Here is a 15,264-nt window from a genome sequence, read left to right as displayed (position 1 = left end):
GGGGAAAAGACAATAGTAAGAAAGCAAGGTAGTAAGAAAGTAAGAAAGTCATTGCGGCCCGCGCGCGGCCTGCTTGGCTGCGGAGCCATATGTCGAAATGGCTTCTTGTTGACGGATTCAACCTGGCTTACCGGTGCTTTTTCGCAATTCCCGAACTGACGCGGGCGGACGGGTTTCCGACCAACGCGCTCCACGGCTGGGTCAAATCGCTCTGGCGGCTCGCCGACCAGGAGCACCCGTCGGGCACGCTGGTGTTTTTCGATCTCGGCGGGGCGCAGGACCGGCTGGCATTGCTTCCTGAATACAAGGCCCAGCGCGCGGAGATGCCCGAGGCGCTGGTGAAACAACTGCCCTACGTAAAATCGCTCACCCGGGCGATGGGGTTCGTCGGCGTGGAGCGTGACGGCGTGGAGTCGGACGACCTGCTCGCGGCGGAGGCGCGCCGGCTCGCGGACGCGGGCAACGAGGTGCTCATCGTGAGCGCGGACAAGGATTTCGCGCAAATGGTGGACACGCGCGTGAGGCTGCTCCTGCCGCCGCCGGCCGGCAACGCGAAGCTCGGCTGGCGCGTGCTCGACGAGGCGGGCGTGGTGGAAAAATTCGGCGTGCGCCCCGCGCAAATCGCGGATTATCTCGCGCTGGTCGGCGACGCGTCGGACAACATTCCCGGACTCGCGGGCGTGGGGCCGAAGACGGCGGTGAAGTGGCTAGAACAATGCGGCTCGCTGGAAGCCGTCATCGCGCGCGCGGACGAGTTGAAGCCGGAGCGGTTTCGCGAGCCGGTGCGCGCGCAGGCGGACGCGCTGCGGCGGAACCTGCGGCTGACGACGCTCAACCTGTCGCTGCCGCCGGTGAGCGATGCGGAGCGCAACGCGGCGGGCCGGGTGCGGCTGGAGGAACTGCTGGCGCTGCTGGAGGAACTGGAAATGCGCACGGCCCTGGCCGAAGCCCGGCAGCGGTATGAGCAGCGGGAGCTGTTCTGAGGCGGAGGCGCGACGGCGCGGCGGATTGCGTGGCACGGGCGACTCGCCCGTGTGACGATGCGCAGCATCGCCGGTTTTTCCAGACATCGGCGGCATGGAGCACCGCTGGCATGGGCGAGGTCGCCCATGCCACCCGACCCACACGGGCGGGACGCCCGTGCCACGCCGATCCCAAGCCGTGTCACACTTGGCCGATTTGCGTGTAATCCAGCACCGTGTGGCTGATGAAACCGGCCTCGATCGCGGCTCGGTCGGTCAGCGGGGAATCGGGCTGGGTGATGTCCTCGCCCGGTCGATAAATAAAATGATGGGCGCCATCCGCTCCGGCGGGCTGCGGCGCGAAGAGGCGGGTCACGAGCACGCGCGCGGGGACGGTGCGCCGGACCTCGCTGTATTCATGGCAGGGATACGGAAAGTTCAGGTTGTGCACGATGAACGAGCGCGGCGGCGTGGCGCGGACCAGCTCCGGGACGAGCACGGCGGCGCGGCGCGCGGTCGCGGCGAGGGTGACGGACGCGCCGGCGTCATCGGGACGGCCCTGGGCGCGGCGAAGTTGCTCGAAAACGTCCGGGGCGAGGTGTTGCGAGAGGGCGATGCCGGGCAGCCCGTGCGCGGCGCCTTCCCACGCGCCGCCGATGGTGCCGCTGGCGAGGATGAAGCCGAGGGAGGCATTGTAACCGATGTTGATGCCGCTGACGACGGCGTCGGGCGCGGCAGGCATGAGGTGCGCGAGGGCGATGTTGACGCAGTCGGCGGGGGTGCCGTCAACCGTCCACGCCGGGCAGCCGAAGTCGCGCCCGGCGCGCTCGGAGCGGACGGGGCGGTGGCGGGACTTGGCCGCGCCAATCCAGCTTTGCTCGTTCTTGGGGGCGACGACAAAGAGATCGTGCCCGGCGTCGCGGAGCGCGCCGATGAGGACATGGAGGAAGGCGCTGGCGATGCCGTCGTCGTTGGTGAGGAGGAGCTTCATTTTTGAGGAAGTATCAAGTGACAAGTATCAAGTGGAAAGTGGGCGCCTTCGGCGCCGGCAGCGCGCGCTTCGCGCGCCGCATTTTTCCCTGTTTTTTGTCACTTGTTACTTGATACCTGTCACTTTCTTCCCTCACGGGGTATTGAAGCGGACGTTGGTGATGCGCTTCCGGTTCATGTCATACATGAAAGTGAGGTAACGCGGGCCGCCGCTCTCGGGCATGTTGACTTTTTCCATGGTGAGGAGGCGCGCGCTTTCGGGCAGCGAGGTGTGCATGGCCTCGGCAAAAATATAACGGCTCTCGGCGGGGCCGCTGCCGCTGTAGCGGATGTTGTAATCGGAAAGCGGATACGGGGGCACGCCGTCGGGCAGGCCGGTGATGCGGCGGTCGGCGGCGTAGAACATGCGGGCAAGCTCGCGCTCCATCTCCTGCACCTGCGCCTCGGGGGGCGTCCAGGAATTTTCCACCCCGAAGGTGCCGGCGGGGATGATGACATGGGCGGCGCTTTTGCCGCGCGTGGGCGAGCCGCAGGCGGAGATAAACGCGAGCGCGGCGGCGGCGAGGAGAAAAGTCAGGAGCGGTTTCATGCGGAGTGATTTGGATTGGGCGCGCGGGGCGCGGGTTGCCAGAGAGTCAGAAAGCGGAGGGCGGAGCGAGGGAAATCAGGAGCGCGCGCCGGGCGGATTTTTCCGCTTTTGTCTCACGCAACAACGCCACGGGCGCAACGAAAATACCGGCGGCGCGACAGCGTGTATTTCCCTTTCCTAATTTCTAAATCCGGTTCGTCGCTATTTTCGATGTCTGAAAACAACAAAAAATTAACCGCAAAGAACGCAAAGAGCGCAGGAAACAATCCTGTTTTCCCATGAGTTCTTTGCGTTCTCTGCGGTTAAATAAGGAAACCAGCCATCGAAAATAGCGAGGAACCCTAAATCCTAATTTCTACTTTTTGACGTAGGCCAGAATCTCGGCGGGTGTCGTCGTGGCGGTGCCGAGCTTGCCGACGACCACGCCGGCGGCGGCGTTGGCGAACTCGGCGGCGGCGGGCAGCGGCGCGCCGGCGGCGAGCGCCAGCGTGAGCGAGGCCAGCGCGGTGTCGCCGGCGCCGGACACGTCGAAGACTTCGCGCGCGGCGGTGGGGATGACGCGGGTGATTTTTCCGCCGGAGGAAAGGAGCATGCCGTCCTCGCTCATGGTGATGACGAGGTTGCGGGTGCGGTAGAGTTTGTGCAGGCGGGCGCAGACTTCCTCCGCGGGAAACGGCGCGCCAGGCTCGGGCTCGATGCCGGCGAGTTGGAGCGCCTCCCTGCGGTTGGGGGTGATGAGGTCGAGGTCGCGGAAGGCGAGCTGGCGCTTGGGTTTGGGATCGAGCGTGATGAGCTTTCCGGCGGCGCGGCCGAGGCGGGTGACGATGCGGATGAGCTGGTCGGTGAGAAGGCCCTTCGCGTAGTCGGAAAGGATGACGGCGTCGTGCGAGCGGACGGCCTCGGCCAGAAGCGGGACGATTTTGCGCGGTTCGATGGCGTAGGCGGAGGGCGGCGATTCGCGGTCGAGGCGGCAGAGTTGCTGGCGCTGGACGACGATGCGCGTCTTGAGGATGGTGGAGCCGGTGCCGGGCGTGGGAATCGTCGCGATCGCGTGTTCGCCCAAAATGCGGGCGAGGCGCTGGCCGGCTTCGTCGTCCGCGAACAGGCCGGCGACGGTGCACCGCGCGCCGAGCGCGGCGATGTTAAGGGCCACGTTGGCGGCGCCGCCGGCGGTGTAGGTGTCGCGGGCGATGTCCACCACGGGCACCGGCGCCTCCGGCGAGATGCGGGTGGCGTCGCCCCACACATAGTGGTCGAGCATGACGTCGCCGATGACGAGGATGCGCAGGCCGGCGATCTTTTCGAGCAGTGACTTGGCGGCGGAGTGGGAAATCATGGGAATGCGGATTGCATTGAATGCGGAATGCGGATTGCGGAATTCGGAATGGGAAAACCTTTGGAGCGAGGCGGCGGCGCGGACGGATGATGGCGGAGTTTTGGAAAAACGGACGGCGGCTGGCGATGCCTTTTATTCCGCATTCCGCAATCCGAATTCCGCATTCATTCAATTTCCCATTCGTAGTGGAAATCGGAGAGCATTTTGGGACGCGTGGCGGTGACTTGGACGACGTCCTCGATGCGGCAGCCGCCCAGGCCGGGATAATACAGGCCCGGCTCGACGGTCACCACGGAGCCTTTTTTCAACACATAATCCACTGTGCTCACGCGCGGCGCCTCGTGCACGGCGAGGCCGAGGCCGTGCCCGGTGCCGTGGAAAAAGCCCGTCGCGCCCTTGGCGGTGCGTTTCGTCTCGTAGCCGCGGGCGGCGAAAACCGTGTTGACCGCGCCGTGCACGACCTGGCCGTTGACACCGGCGCGGATGGCCTTGAGCGCGGCGAGTTGCGCCTCGCGGACGGCGGCGACGAGCGCGCGCCGGGCGTCGCTGGCGCGGCCTTTCAGGAAGGTGCGCGTCATGTCGCCGTGGTAGCCGGTCTTTTGCACGCGCGGAAAAACGTCCACGACAATGAGCTCGCCGGCGCGCAGCGGGCCATGCCCGGCCTCGTGCGGGTCGCAAGCCTGGTCGCCGCCGGCGGCGATGGTGTCGAGGGAGAACGCGCCCGCCTCCAGGCAGGCGATTTCGATGGCGGTCTTGAGGCGCTCGGAGGTGAGCGGACGTCCGTCGAGAAAGAGTTTGCCCGCGCGGACGGTGGCGGCGCGCAAGGCGCGCTCCGCGGCGGCGATGCCGAGCGCGGCGGCGCGGTTGCCTTCGCGGAGGGCGGCGGCCTCGCGGGCGGTCTTGATTTCGCGTTCCGGGAAAAAGGGGCCGTTGGCGGGGTCGAGCCGGAGGCCGTGGAGCTGCGTGAGGCGCGCGTAAAGGCTGGCGGGGAAGTCCTCGGGCACGCGGAAATGCCGCACGCGGAATTCGGCGGCGATGACCGCGATGGTCTCGGCGGGCGAGAGGCGCCCGAGATGCGAGTATTTCCCGAACGCGGCATCGGCGTAGGGTTCGAGCGGGAGGACGACGTCGAAGTCGGAATCGCGCTTCACGCGGGCAAATTCGAGGGCGTTGACCACGGCGTATTTTTTGCCGCCGAGGGCGAAGGAAATGAACGCGTCGGGCACATGGACGCGTCCGAAATAAAGCTGGTCGGCGTTGTGCGCGGAGTCAGCGAAGAGAAGCAGGGCGGGCGCAGTGGATGCGGCGGAACGGGCGGAAGACATGGATGGAAGAAGGGATTGGGATTTTGATGCGCGGCTGTCGATTGCAGGAGCCTTCGCTTCGTTTAGCACACGGCGCGGCGGCGCCTGCAATCGAAAATCCCCAAATGGTTTGAATTTGTTCGCGCGGGCATTAGCCACAGATGGCATGAAAAACGCAAATCCGGTTTCATCGTTGTTGGGTGTGCTGCTGGCGCTGGCGTTCGCGGGAACGCTGGCCGGATGCGGCGGGGCCAAATCGGACGCGCAGGCGCGCAAACCGGTGTCGGAGTATTTTTCCATCAAGGTCGGCGGGCAGACGGTGCGGATGCAACTGGCGGTGCAACAACTGGAGATGGCGCGCGGGTTGATGGGGCGGCGCGATCTGGCGGAGGACCAGGGGATGATTTTCGTTTACCAGAAACCGGCCCGGATGGGGTTCTACATGCGCAACACGCCCACGCCGCTCGATATCGGCTACTTCACCGCCGACGGCGTGCTGCGCGAGATTTACCCGATGTATCCGCACGACGAGACGACGGTTTCGTCGCGGGGCAAGGACATGCAGTTTGCGCTGGAGATGAACCAAGGCTGGTTCGAGCGGCACGGCGTCCGGCCCGGCGCGCGGCTCGATCTCGACGCGCTCAAGGCCGCGATGAAGGCGCGGGGATTCTCACCGAAGGATTACGGATGGTGATTTTCCGCGCCGGCCGCGGCATCCCCGGCCTGGGTTGCCTGTTTGCGCGGGGGCGCCTCGCTTACGGAGAGAACCCGCCCGGCGGCTTTTTCAGAAACGCATCTGGAGGGCGGCGGAAAGCAAGTGGCCGCCGATGGAATCCATCCTGTATTCCGAGCCGCCGCCCTTGGGCCTGAAAGAGGTCTTGCCGGTGCCGACATATTTGTAGCCGAAGTCGAGGTGGAGATTGTCGGTGAGCCTGACGTCCATTCCGACGCTGCCGCCATAGGTGACGGCGGCCTCGTAGTGTTTTTTGCCGGGAAACGAGTCCAGGTCGGTATTGGTGTAGGTGAGACTGATCGCGGAAACGCCGAAGAGCGCTCCGGCGCGCAGCGCCACCGTTTCGCTGAAAGCGAAACGATAGTGATACTCGGCCACCACCGGGATGAAGTTGATCCGCTGCTCGATCTCGCCGGACGGGAGGTCCGAGGCCCTCACGTCATCCGCCGCATAGAAGTAGCCGGCGGTAAGCTGGAGCTTATGATGCCCCTTGAGCAATGCCCCGCCCGAAAAGGTGCCGCCGATGAAAGTCGAGTCGCCCTCGATGACGCGCCCGCCGCTTTGTTTCACCTTCAAACCGGACGAAAGCATGATGCCGGGACCCACCTCCCAAAAACCGATGACATCGCGGCCCGCGAGCGAGCCCGTCTGCCCTTGCACAAGAAGATTCGTCATGAGCATCCCGATGGCGACACCGAGGATGCGGCTGAAAGTATTAAGTTTCATGGAAAACTCGAGAGCCATGGCCATTATTTTGCATTTATCAAGATGTAATTCATATTTTTTTAATTCTATAATGTGATTATTAATAATTATTTACTTTTATAGGATACTCATCTAGCGGTTTTGCATCATTTTTGCCAAAAAACCTATCAGGCATCTGAAGGTTTTTAGGCCAGCCACTCAATTTAGCCACCATGAAACACGTTCGTCCATTGATTGCGGTCTGCCTGTTGCTAGCCGCGTTAATTGTTGCCTGGCGCTGGAATGCGCGGCACGCCGGCCACGCGTCCCATGCACGGGAGGAGACGGCTCAACCTGCCTCCGCCGCGCCGCATAAATCCGTGACGGCGGACGCGATGGAGCAATCCGCCGCCGCCGCAGGCGAGTCCGCCGAGGCGACCCCTACCGGTGGCGCTGTCTCCCCGTGGGAACTCACGGGAAAAGTGGCTGACGCCCCGGCTCCACATGGCACCACAACATCGGCGATGGAAATCGATCTTGCCGCTGCACACACCGCGCTGCCTGCCATCAACAAGGGAGATTTCATCGATTTCGACTTAGGCGGAGGAAAGCAGATGCGTGGCAAAGTAAACATGGTCGCCATCGATGACTCCTCTCGACATGTCGGCGGAACAATGACCGGCCATGAGCGCGCGGGATTTTTCCTCAGCCTTGATAATGGCGATCTGTCCGGTCTCATCACACTGCGCGGCGAAAAACTTGCCTACACTATCACCACGGGAGCCGATGGGCGGGGTTGGCTTCGGCAAGTCCCCATCGGGAAAGTGATGTGCGTGCAATTCCCCTTGATGCCGGGAGGTCAATCTTCCAAAGGCGCGGCTTCCGCTCCCATCGAGATTCCCCTGCGCAACAGCCGCGAGAACGCCAGCGGAGTGCTTTATTTGGATTTCGACGGGGAAACAGTGACTGATACCAACTGGAACAGTGAATTCAATGACGGCAATCCAATCGTCGCGCGATCATTCGCCCTTACCGCGGACGAAATTGTTCATATTTGGAACGTGGTCAGCGAGGATTTCAGGCCGTTCAATGTCAATGTGACCACGGATGTTGAGCGTTTCAATAGTGCCCCGAAAAACAAACGGATGCGCTGCATCTTTACGCCCGATCAGGCATGGATTGCGGATAGCGAGGGACTCGCGGGTGGATGGGCCTACCTCAACTCATTCTCCGCCAACAAGGATGAGCCGTGCTGGGCGTTCAACGATGCACCCTACACAAGTATGCCCGAAACGGCCTCCCATGAGCTTGGTCATACTTTCGGGCTTGGGCATGATGGCGGACCGGGCTCCGAAGAATACTACAGCGGCCATGCCGACAACTCTTGGGGCGCTATCATGGGCGCGGCATTTACGGCGAGAATCGTGCAATGGAGCAAAGGCGAATACGAGGGGGCGAATAATCACGAAGACGACATCGCCATCATTGGCGATGCGGACAACGGTGTCGGTTTCACCGCCGACGGCATCGGCGGAGGACGTTTCGACGCCACCACCATCCCCCTCACCAGCGGCAGCACGTTCAGCCAGTCCGCCGTCCTTCTGGGCGACACCGACGTCAACATGCACCGGCTCACGCTCCCCGGCGCCGCGGGCTCCTCCTATTACACCGTCGCCATCCACGCCAGGCCGGCGGCGGTGGCGGCGGACGCGAAACTTTCCTTCGAGGTGCAACCCTTCTTTTACGGCCTGCCCGCCATCGCGACCGCCGGCGACCCCGATTCGCCCGAGATGGACGCGCGCATCGAATCCCTGACACTGGAAGGCGGCTCCTCGTATTACCTGCAAGTCCGGGGCATCGGCTACGCCGGCTCCGGCTCGAGCGCAGCCTCCTCCGGCTTCACCGCCTACGGCAGCGCGGGCGAATACACGCTGGAGGGCACGTTCATCGCCTACACCAAGCCGGTGGAGCTCCAGCGGCTCCCCGTCGCCACGGACGGCGTGCGCGACTTCGATGTCACGCTGGCGGCCGTGGCGGATGGCTATCCAAAGGCGCAGATCACATGGGAAATGTCCCCCGACGGCGGGACGACCTGGATACTGCTGGGCAACGGGGAAATCCCCCCGCACGGCGGCACCTATGTGATTTCCGAGGACGGCGCCCGCCTCGTCATCTCCGGCCTCACCCCGGACATGAACGCCTACCAATATCGGTGCACCGCGACCAACGTCATCGACACGGTGAGTCATTCCGCGAGCAGCGTCACCACGCTCCGGGTCGTCGAATCCCTCGTGCCCAGCCCGGTCTCGCTGGCGCGCGACGGCACCGGCACCCTCTACGTCGCCGACGACAAACTGCACGCCATCCGCACCATCGCCCCCGCGGCCTCCGGGACCTTCCACGTCGGCTCCTATGCCGGCGAAACCGAGGCGCCCGGCCTCGCCAACGGCGCCGGCGGCGAGGCCCGTTTCAACAGCCCCAGCGGCATCGCCATCACTCCCGCGCGCGACCTCTACGTGGCCGACAGCGGCAATCATCAAATCCGCCTCGTCACCCACGCCGGCACCCTGGCCCCCTCGGTCACGACCTTCGCCGGCGCGTCCGCCTCCGGCCTCGCCGACGGCGACGCGGCCGCCACGGCGCGATTCACCAGTCCGGGCGACGTGGCGGTTGCCACCGGAACCGTCTATGTGGCCGACACCCTCAACCACGCGATCCGCGTGATCGCCGGCGGCACGGTGACCACCCTTTTCGGCGCCGACGGGGAAGCAGGCTGGGCCGACGGCGACGCGGCCGGCGCCCGGCTCAACCAACCCTCCGGCATCGTGGTGACCGACTCCGGCGAAATCTACGTGGCCGACACTGGCAACCACGTCATCCGCAAGATCGACAGCGGCACCCTGGCCACCATCGCCGGGCTGCCGGGCGAGGCGGCCTTCAGCGACGGCGCCGGCTTCGACGCCCATTTCAACCGGCCCATGGGACTCGCGTTCCGGAGCGGCACGCTCTACGTGGCCGATTGCGAAAATTCCGCCATCCGCACGGTCTTCACCAACAGCACGGGCAACTACGAGGCCGGCACCCTGGCGGGCGACCCGCTGGAACCCACGCGCGCCGACGGCACGGCGGCGCAGGCGCGCTTCAAGTATCCGCGGGACATCATCGCCGGGGTGGACGGCCACCTCTACGTGGCCGACACCGGCAATGCCGCCATTCGCAAAATCGAGCCCGACCATCAAAACCGGATCTCGACCCTCGAACTCAAGCAACAGCCGCCGCCCGAGCCTCCGCCGCCGCCAACGACCGGCGGCAATGGATCTGCGGAACAAAGCAGCACCGGCGGCGGCGCGCCCTCGCCGTGGCTTCTGCTCGCGTTTGCCGCGCTGGCCGGATTGCGCTTCGTCCGCCCGCGCCGTTGATACGCGGACGATGACGGAATACACGGCTTTTGATGGAAGGACGACCTCCGTGTCGTCTTCTGTGTGGTTTGCGTGGCACGGGCGTCCCGCCCGTGGGATTGGGTGGCATGAGCGACCCCGCCCCTGTTGATCGAGGCCTCGCGGCGCGGAGCGCCGTCGCATGGGCGGGACGCCCATGCCACCCGACCCGGACGGACGGGAGGCCGCCCCTCCAAAAGGATCTCATACAATTCCCAATGAAAATATCCTTTCGATGGAGGGCCGAGCTCCTGCGAGGCCGTCGCCGGAAAACGTTACGTCCGACCGCGACGGCCTCGCAGGAGCTCGGCCCTCCATTTGTCCAATTATCATTGTGAATGGGTATCAGCCGGAGGCTTACGCCCTTCGGCGCCGACGCGCCAATGTCGAAGAAAAACACCATGCAAACCGCCAAGCCCCGCGGTGAAGGCCGGGCCGGCGGTCAGGGGATGAGGAGTTCCATCCCAAGGTCGAGGGAGGCGGGATTTTTGAGGGCTTCGCGATTGGCCTCGTAGATTTCCGGCCAGCGCTCGACGGAGCCATAATAGTCCTTGGCCAGCTTGGAAAGGGTGTCGCCGGCGGCGACCTTGTGGGTGCGCACGGGAAGAACTGCGGGCGGGGGCGGCGCCGGGCGGGCGGGGGTGGAAAGCGGGCGGGCGGGGGCCGCGGGAGCCGGACCGGCGAGCTGGGCGGCGCGCGAGGCGAGGTTCTGGTAGCCCGCGGCGATATCCGCGATATAGCGGCGGGTTTGGTCGAGCTCGGACTGGGTGGCGGCAAGCTGCTGCATGATCTGGCCGCGTTCGTGCCGGGCGGCGGCGACGGTGTCCGCGAGGTTTTTTTCGAGGATCATGACCCGTTCCTGCCGGGCGCGGGAGTCGGCAAGGGCGTCCTCGAACTGGCGTTTCCTGGCTTCGAGTTCGGCGTGGAGCTTGCCGATGGTCTGCGCGGCGGTTTCGAGGGAGGTGGTCGCGCGCGACTTGGTGTCGGCAAGCTCCACGCGCAGGGTGGCGTTCTGCTCGCGCAGGGCGGCGGCGGCCTCGGTGAGGCGGGCGGCGGATTCACCGGAGGCGGCGAGTTGCTCGCGGAGCCCGGCGGCGGTCTTGGCGGCGGCCTCGGCGGACGAGGCGGTCTCGGCCTGGGTGTCGGCGAGTTGTTTTTCCAGCAAGGTGATTTTTTCCTGCCTGGCGCCGGCTGCGGCGGCGGCCTCGTCGCGCTGCTGCTCCGCGGCATCGAGCCGGACGCGGAGTTGCTCGAGCGAATGGGCGGCGGCCCGGGCGGCCTCGGCGGCGCCGGTCCTGGCCGTCTCCAGCCCAGCGTTCAGGCTGGCGATCTGCTCGCGGAGGCCGTCCGCGTCGCCAGTGAGACGCGCGACGGTTTCCCGGGTGTCGGCGAGTTGCCGGCGGGCGGTGTCGAGGTCGGCGCGGTGTTGTGCGATGGTTTGCGCGGCGGTTTCGGCGGCGGCGGACGCACCGGTCTTGGCAGTATCGAGTTCGGCGCGAAGGGTGTCGATTTGTCCGCGCTGGGCGGTGATGGTTTGGGCGGCGGTTTCGTCCGAGGCGCGGGCGGCGGTTTTTGTCGTTTCGAGCTCGGTGTCGAGCCGGGCGATCTGCTCGCGGAGGGCGGCGGAATCCCTGGACAAACCGGCGGCTTGTTCCTGCGAGGCGGCAAGTTGGCGCGCGGTCTCGTCGCGGGCGGCGGCGATTTCGGCCAGCCGGGTGTCCTGCGCGGCGAGCTTGTCCTGTTTTTCCGCGGCGTCGGCGATGAACTCGGCGAGCTGCCGCCGGGTCGCGTCGAGTTGATCGCGAAGGTCGGAGATGGTCTGCGCGGCGGTTTGATCGGCGGCGGCGGCGTTGCTTTTGGCCGTTTCGAGTCCGGCAAGCAGGGTGGTGTTTTGCTCGCGGAGGGCGGCGGCATTTTCGGTCAGGCGGGCGATGTTTTCGCCGGCCTCGGTGAGTTGCCGGGCGGTTTGTTCAAGGGAGGTGTTTGTATCGGCGAACCGGGCTTCGAGGCGGGTGATGGCTTCCTGTTTCGCGGCATCGCCGGCCCGGGAGTCGTCGAGCTGGCGGCGAAATTCGGCGATGGTTTGCGCGGCGGTTTCGCCGGAGGCAAGGGCAGCGGTCTTGGCGGAATCGAGTTCGGCGCGCAGGGTGTCGAGTTGCCCGCGCTGGGCGGCGGAGTCGTCGGCGAGGCGGGTGCTGGCCTCATTGGCTTCGGTGAGTTGCTGCTGCGCGGCACCGAGCTGGTCGCGAAGCCCGGCGATGGTCTTGGCGGCGGATTCGTCGGATGAAACGGCGCGACTCTGGATGTCGGCGAGCTGGGTTTCGAGCGCGGCGATCTTATCCTGTTTCGCACCGGACTCGGAGAGGGCCGCGTCGAGTTGCCGCTGGCGGTCGGCGAGCCGGGACTGGAGTTGTTCGATGGTTTGCGCGGCAGACTCGTCCGAGGCGCGGGCGGAGGTTTTTGTCGTTTCGAGCTCGGTGTCGAGCCGGGCGATCTGCTCGCGGAGGGCGGCGGAATCCCTGGACAAACCGGCGGCCTGTTCCTGCGAGGCAGCAAGCTGGCGCGCGGTCTCGTCGCGGGCGGCGACGGTTTCGGCCAGCCGGGTTTCCAGCGCGGTGATTTTTTCCTGCTTCGCGCCAGCATCGGAAGCAGATTCGTCGCGCTGGCGCCGGCTCTCGTCGAGCTGGTCGCGGAGGCCGGCGATGGCCTTGGCGGTGGCTTCGTCGGATGAAACGGCGCGGCTCTGGATGTCGGCGAGTTGGGTTTCGAGCGCGGTGATCTTGTCCTGTTTCGCGCCGGATTCGGAGAGGGCCGCGTCGAGTTGCCGCTGGCGGTCGGCGAGCCGGGACTGGAGTTGTTCGATGGTTTGCGCGGCGGTTTCGTTTGCCGCGTGGGCGGCGGTCTTGGCGGAATCGAGTTCGGCGCGCAGCGTGTCGATTTGGCCGCGCCGGGCGGCGGAGTCATCGGCGAGCCGGGCGTTGGCCTCGTTGGTTTCGGTGAGTTGTTGTTGCGCGACCCCGAGCCGGTCGCGGAGTTCACCGATGGTTTTGGTGGCGGCTTCATCAGACGAGGCGGCGCGGGTCTGGGCGTCGGCCAGCCGGGTTTGCGCGGCGGAAAGTTCCTGGCGAAGTTCGGCGGCGAGCCGCGCGGCCGTTTCGTCCGAGGCATGGGCGGCGGTTTTTGTCGTTTCGAGTTCGGCATTGAGCCGGGCGATCTGTTCGCGAAGGGCGGCCGAATCCGTGGACAAGCCGGCGGCCTGTTCCTGCGAGGCGGCAAGCTGGCGCGCGGTCTCGTCGCGGGCGGCGGCGGTTTCGACCAGCCGGGTTTCGAGCTCTGCGATTCTTTCCTGCTTCGCGCCGGATTCGGAGACGGATTCGGAGACGGATTCGTCGCGCTGGCGCCGGGTCGCGTCGAGTTGGTCGCGGAGTTCCCCGGCTGTTTTGGCGGCGGTTTCCTGAAGCTCGGCAATCAGGGTTTCGAGAGCGGCGACCTTTTCCTGTTTCGCGCCGGATTCGGAAAGCGAGGCATCGAGTTCCTTCTGGCGGTCGGCGAGCCGGGACTGGAGCTGTGCGACGGTTTGCGCGGCGGCTTCGTTTGCGGCGCGGGCGGCGGTCTTGGCGGAGTCGAGTTCGGCGCGCAGGGTGTCAATTTGGCCGCGCCGGGCGGCGGAGTCATCGGCGAGCCGGACGTTGGTCGCGCCAGCTTCGTCGAGTTGTTGTTGCGCGACGCCGAGCCGGTCGCGGAGTTCGCCGATGGTTTTGGCGGCGGATTCGTCGGACGAGGCGACGCGGGTCTGGATGTCGGCCAGCCGGGTTTCGAGGGCGGAGATTTTTTCCTGCTTCGTTCCGGACTCGGCGAGGGCGGCGTCGAGTTCCTGCTGGCGGGCGGCAAGCTGGCGCTGGAGCGTTTTGGTTTCGCGCGCGGCCTGGTCGGCGGCGGCGCGGTCGGTTTCGAGTTCGCGGCGTGATTCCTCGAGTTGCTGCCGGGCGGCGGAGCCCTGGGAGGCGACGAGGGTGGCGGTGGACTGGCTGGCGGCGAGTTGCTGCGCGAGGCTGGCATTTTCCTTGCGCACCGCGTCGAGCTGGGTGCGGGTGGAGTCGAGGAGCGCGGCGGCCTCGGCGTGGGAGGCGCGCGCGGCCTGAAGGCTGCGTTTCGAGGCGTCGAGTTCGGCGGAGAGTTTTTCGGCGGCGGCAAGTTTCCCGGCGAGGTCGGCGTTTTGCCGGGCGGCCTCGGCGTGGTCGGAGCGCAGGGCGGTGAGTTCCTTGAGGGATTCATCCCGGGCCTGGCCGGCGGCGGCGCGGGTTTGCGCAAGCTGCCCGGCGAGGTCGCGGGCCTCGGTGGCGAGCGCGTCGTTTTTTTTCTCCAGCGCGGCCGTGGACTGGCGGGCGGAGGCGAGGTCGCGGGCGAGGTTTTCGTTTTTCTTTTTCTCGTTGGCGGCGGACTGGGCGGCGTCGAGCCGGGCGGCGGAGAGTTCCTGCTGGAGAAGGGACTGGCGGTTTTCCTGGGCGACAACGGTGGCCCTGAGTTGTTTGTTTTCCGCGATGAGCGATTCCATCATGGCGGTGAGTTCGTTCACGGCGGCGGCGCCCTGGGGCGCGGGGTTGGCGGCGGCGACCGGACCCGCCTGCGCCGCGGTGAGCGGCGCGGCGCTGACGGGGGAGACGGAAACGACAGGCGGACGCGCGGGCTTTGCCGCCGCGACGGCGGCGCGGAGTTCGGCGAGGCGCCTGGTGGCGCGGCCGGACTGGGCGGCGTCGAGCCGGGCGGAAAGGGTGCCGAGGGACAATCCGGCGACGCCATTTTCGGAGGCGAGCTGCATCCATGCGTAGGCCTCGGCCGGATCGTAGGCGGCGTCCTCCTGGTTCAGATAAACGAGGCCGAGATTGTATTGGGCGGCGGGCGAGCCCGCGATGGCCTGGGCGCGCAAGGCGGCGATCTCGTCCGGCGTGGCGGCCATGGCCGGAGTGGCGCCCAGCAGGGCCAGCAACCATGCGAGTGCGGCGAGGGAATAACGGGACGAGGGTGCTTGGTTCATGCCATTGCTCAGGTGCTATGGACGCTGCGTGGAATTGCGTCCAAAGCGAGGAATGAAAAAATGATGTAAATCTTCCCGGATGCAATCCAAGGCTTCAGTGGCATCCATCGAAATTTCGGCATCCATCCGCTTTTTGCAGAATCCGGGGCGCCCGGCTCGAAAACAATCCGCCCGCCCGTCTTGGGGAAGAGAGG

9 protein-coding genes are annotated in these 15,264 nt (G+C 65.9%); 3 read left to right on the top strand and 6 right to left on the bottom strand.

Annotated elements, in window-relative coordinates:
* Nucleotides 1-89 precede the first annotated feature (89 nt).
* On the top strand, nt 90-983 hold the full coding sequence (locus OH491_RS17050; protein ID WP_068770387.1) for a 5'-3' exonuclease: 894 nt from the start codon (nt 90-92) through the stop codon (nt 981-983).
* 181 nt (nt 984-1,164) lie between these two features.
* On the opposite strand, the gene surE is transcribed toward OH491_RS17050, so the two are convergent.
* The 4 genes from surE to OH491_RS17030 form a co-directional block, all read right to left on the bottom strand.
* Nucleotides 1,165-1,953, bottom strand: coding sequence for a 5'/3'-nucleotidase SurE (gene surE / locus OH491_RS17045; protein ID WP_068770388.1), 789 nt, complete (start codon nt 1,951-1,953; stop codon nt 1,165-1,167).
* 132 nt (nt 1,954-2,085) lie between these two features.
* Nucleotides 2,086-2,541: a hypothetical protein gene (locus OH491_RS17040; RefSeq protein WP_068770389.1), complete on the bottom strand. Its 456-nt coding sequence runs from the start codon at nt 2,539-2,541 to the stop codon at nt 2,086-2,088.
* A 355-nt stretch (nt 2,542-2,896) separates the two neighbouring features.
* Complete coding sequence (locus OH491_RS17035; protein WP_068770390.1) at nt 2,897-3,877, bottom strand: bifunctional heptose 7-phosphate kinase/heptose 1-phosphate adenyltransferase; 981 nt, start codon at nt 3,875-3,877, stop codon at nt 2,897-2,899.
* Nucleotides 3,878-4,041: 164 nt separating this feature from the next.
* Nucleotides 4,042-5,202 carry a M24 family metallopeptidase gene (locus tag OH491_RS17030; RefSeq protein WP_068770391.1) on the bottom strand — a complete coding sequence of 387 codons (1,161 nt, stop codon included), beginning with the start codon at nt 5,200-5,202 and terminating at the stop codon, nt 4,042-4,044.
* A 145-nt stretch (nt 5,203-5,347) separates the two neighbouring features.
* On the opposite strand from OH491_RS17030, the gene OH491_RS17025 reads away from it, so the two are divergent.
* Nucleotides 5,348-5,875, top strand: coding sequence for a DUF192 domain-containing protein (locus tag OH491_RS17025; protein WP_145928791.1), 528 nt, complete (start codon nt 5,348-5,350; stop codon nt 5,873-5,875).
* Nucleotides 5,876-5,965: 90 nt separating this feature from the next.
* Here OH491_RS17025 and OH491_RS17020 read toward each other — a convergent pair whose 3' ends face one another.
* Nucleotides 5,966-6,640 carry an outer membrane beta-barrel protein gene (locus OH491_RS17020; RefSeq protein WP_334319304.1) on the bottom strand — a complete coding sequence of 225 codons (675 nt, stop codon included), beginning with the start codon at nt 6,638-6,640 and terminating at the stop codon, nt 5,966-5,968.
* Between the two features lie 191 nt (nt 6,641-6,831).
* Here OH491_RS17020 and OH491_RS17015 point away from each other — a divergent pair, with 191 nt between their 5' ends.
* A complete protein-coding gene (locus tag OH491_RS17015; RefSeq protein ID WP_084442185.1) occupies nt 6,832-10,017 on the top strand; it encodes a M12 family metallo-peptidase in 3,186 nt (1,061 codons plus the stop codon).
* Nucleotides 10,018-10,477: 460 nt separating this feature from the next.
* Here OH491_RS17015 and OH491_RS17010 read toward each other — a convergent pair whose 3' ends face one another.
* Entirely contained in the window at nt 10,478-15,070 is a 4,593-nt protein-coding gene (locus OH491_RS17010) for a LysM peptidoglycan-binding domain-containing protein (RefSeq protein WP_342750613.1), read from the bottom strand.
* Nucleotides 15,071-15,264 lie beyond the last annotated feature (194 nt).

This window comes from Termitidicoccus mucosus (assembly GCF_038725785.1).
GTDB lineage: Bacteria > Verrucomicrobiota > Verrucomicrobiia > Opitutales > Opitutaceae > Termitidicoccus > Termitidicoccus mucosus.
Note: the sequence above shows the minus strand (reverse complement) of the source record. Positions and strands in the feature narration are given on the sequence as shown.

Excerpts from the sequence above, each read along its gene's own strand:
- OH491_RS17050 (WP_068770387.1), top strand. The coding sequence starts at position 90 with ATGTCGAAATGGCTTCTTGTTGACGGATTCAACCTGGCTTACCGGTGC.
- surE (WP_068770388.1), bottom strand. The coding sequence starts at position 1,953 with ATGAAGCTCCTCCTCACCAACGACGACGGCATCGCCAGCGCCTTCCTC.
- OH491_RS17040 (WP_068770389.1), bottom strand. The coding sequence starts at position 2,541 with ATGAAACCGCTCCTGACTTTTCTCCTCGCCGCCGCCGCGCTCGCGTTT.
- OH491_RS17035 (WP_068770390.1), bottom strand. The coding sequence starts at position 3,877 with ATGATTTCCCACTCCGCCGCCAAGTCACTGCTCGAAAAGATCGCCGGC.
- OH491_RS17030 (WP_068770391.1), bottom strand. The coding sequence starts at position 5,202 with ATGTCTTCCGCCCGTTCCGCCGCATCCACTGCGCCCGCCCTGCTTCTC.
- OH491_RS17025 (WP_145928791.1), top strand. The coding sequence starts at position 5,348 with ATGAAAAACGCAAATCCGGTTTCATCGTTGTTGGGTGTGCTGCTGGCG.
- OH491_RS17020 (WP_334319304.1), bottom strand. The coding sequence starts at position 6,640 with ATGAAACTTAATACTTTCAGCCGCATCCTCGGTGTCGCCATCGGGATG.
- OH491_RS17015 (WP_084442185.1), top strand. The coding sequence starts at position 6,832 with ATGAAACACGTTCGTCCATTGATTGCGGTCTGCCTGTTGCTAGCCGCG.
- OH491_RS17010 (WP_342750613.1), bottom strand. The coding sequence starts at position 15,070 with ATGAACCAAGCACCCTCGTCCCGTTATTCCCTCGCCGCACTCGCATGG.